This window comes from Alphaproteobacteria bacterium (assembly GCA_030740435.1).
GTDB lineage: Bacteria > Pseudomonadota > Alphaproteobacteria > UBA2966 > UBA2966.
In genome coordinates, this window is sequence record JASLXG010000196.1 from 1 (window position 1) to 2,515 (window position 2,515).

2 protein-coding genes are annotated in these 2,515 nt (G+C 66.1%); one reads left to right on the forward strand and one right to left on the reverse strand.

Annotated elements, in window-relative coordinates; translation table 11 throughout:
- A partial coding sequence (locus QGG75_18765; protein MDP6069270.1) for an efflux RND transporter permease subunit occupies nucleotides 1-502 on the forward strand: 502 nt, incomplete at its 5' end.
- 187 nt (nucleotides 503-689) lie between these two features.
- Here QGG75_18765 and QGG75_18770 read toward each other — a convergent pair.
- Complete coding sequence (locus QGG75_18770; protein MDP6069271.1) at nucleotides 690-2,135, reverse strand: TrkH family potassium uptake protein; 1,446 nt, start codon at nucleotides 2,133-2,135, stop codon at nucleotides 690-692.
- Nucleotides 2,136-2,515: the final 380 nt, after the last annotated feature.

The following is a 2,515-nucleotide window of genomic DNA, read 5'->3' on the forward strand; positions in this document are numbered from 1 at the left end:
GCTCGACGAAATGCGCCTCGGCGCCATGATCGGCCTGGCCGCCATCTACATCATCCTGGCCTGGGTCTTCGCCAGCTATTCCCGGCCCTTCGTGGTCATGGCCATCATCCCCTTCGGCCTGATCGGCGCCATCCTCGGCCATTGGGTGATGGGCTTTGATCTGACCATCCTCAGCCTGATCGCGCTGTTGGGCCTGGCCGGCGTGCTGGTCAACGATTCGATCATTCTGGTCAGCACCATCGACGAGCGCATGGCCGCCGGCCAGGCCGCCTTCGAGGCCATCGTCGACGGTGCCCGCGACCGCTTGCGGGCCGTGCTGCTGACCTCGCTGACCACCATCGGCGGGCTCTTGCCGCTGATGTTCGAGACCAGCCTGCAGGCCCGCTTCATCATCCCCATGGCGGTGACGATTGTTTTCGGATTGGCCGTCGGCACTCTGCTGGTGCTGATCGTGGTGCCGGCATTGCTGGCCATCCAGGAGGATATCAGGCGAGTCTTATAGGACCCTCACCGGGCGGGCGCATCCGCGCCCTTGGCCTCCGCCCCCCCCAGGGGGCGGCTTAGCGCCGGTACCAGCGTGTTTTTTTGCTGCTTGGTCTTGGTGCAACGGGAGCGACCGCGACCCGCCGCCACTGCGGCGCCCCCGCGGAGGCTGCGGACCGCAGGGCCGCCGCCGTGAGCGACAATAACTAACCTCTCCAGAACCCGGGCGTCAGCAGCACCAGGACGGTGAGCAGCTCGAGCCGGCCCAGCAGCATGCCCAGGCTGAGCACCCACTTGGCGGCGGCCGGCAGCGAGGCGAAGGTGCCGCTGGGGCCGATGGTGTCGCCCAGCGCCGGGCCGACGTTGGCGATGGCCGTGGCGGCGCCCGAGACGCTGGTCACGAAATCGAGCCCCAGCGCCGTCAGCGCCAGTGTCAGCGCGGCGAAAACCAGGGCGAAGAGGAAGAAGAACGTCATCACCGCCTCGATCACCGATTCGGGAATGGGCTTGCGGTTGTAGTAGGCGACGAAGACGCCGTGGGGCCGCCAAAGCCGGCCGATCTGAACCTTGGCGGCCTGGTGCAGCACCTGGTAGCGGAAGATCTTGATGCCGCACGAGGTCGAACCGGCGCAGCCGCCGATGAACATGAACATGAAAAACGCGGTCACGGCGAAAGAGCCCCAGGTGTTGTAGTCGGCCGTCGAATAACCGGTGCCGGTGATGATCGAGATGACGTTGAAGGCGCATAGCCGTAGCGTCTCGGCAGCCTCCAGCCCGCCCTCCCAGCGCCAGGCCGCGATGGCCAGCAGGCAGGCCAGTACGGTCACCAGGAACCAGCGCACCTGGGTGTCGCGCCACAGCGCCCCGGGCTTGCCGCGCACGGTCTCGAGGTAAAGCAGGAAAGGCAGGCTGCCGAGCAGCATGAAGACGATGACGATCCAGTCGATCAGGGCGCTGTCGAAGTGCCCCACCGAGGCGTCGGAGGTCGAGAATCCGCCGGTGGCGATGGTCGTCATGGCGTGGGCGGCGGCCTCGAAGGGCGTCATGCCGGCGCCCCACAGGGCGGCGAAGCAAATCAGGCTGAGCAGCAGGTAGATGGCGCCGATGGCACTGGTGATCTGGGCCATGCGGGGCAGTACCTTGTCGGAGGCGTCGGACGATTCCATGCGAAAAAGCTGCATGCCGCCGACCTGCAGGGTGGGCAGGATGGCGATGGCCATGACGATGATGCCGATGCCGCCGAGCCACTGCAGCAGCGCCCGCCAGAGCAATATCCCGGGCGGCGCTGCGTCGAGCCCCGCGATCACCGTCGAGCCCGTCGTGGTGATGCCCGACATGGCCTCGAAGAAGGCGTCGGTGTAGTCCAATTCGAGGTTGGAAAAGCTGAAGGGCAAGGCCGCGAAGGCGGCCATGACGATCCAGCTGAGCGTCGTCAGAACGAAGGCCTGGCGCACCGAAAGCGCCGCGCTGACGCCGCGGTTGGTGAGAATCAAACTGCCGCCGACGAAGGCCGTGACGAAGGCCGAGGCCAGGAACACCTTCCAGTCGGGATTGTCGGTGACGGCATCGGCGACAGCCGGGATCAGCATGGTCAGGCCCAGCGTGGCCAGCAGCACGCCGGCCAGAAAGAGCACCGGTCTGAAGTCGATCACGGCAAAGCGTCCCAGCGCTGGTTGGCCAAGGTCGGCGGATCGGTCGGCGGATTATCGGGGGGGCGGCGGCGCTTGTCCACGCCGCGATGGCGGGCGGGATGACGGCGCTGGACAGCGAGTTGGGACTCGGGAATGATCACGGCGGCTGAGCGGGGGCCCTGGGAGATCGGCGTCGAATGAGCGAAATCATCAAATTCACCATCGTTGCCGTGGCCTGCTATTGGCTTTCGGATCGCCTTCTTTGACCTGCCCCCAAGGTTTGTACCATATCCTATGTTAGTCTGTTTGCCATCCGTTCTGAGGCCCGGTTCGGCCGCAGCCCATCAACAGCGAAGGCCGGAACGGGCCGGTGGTGCAGAATAGTCTCCGGCGCCGGTGGC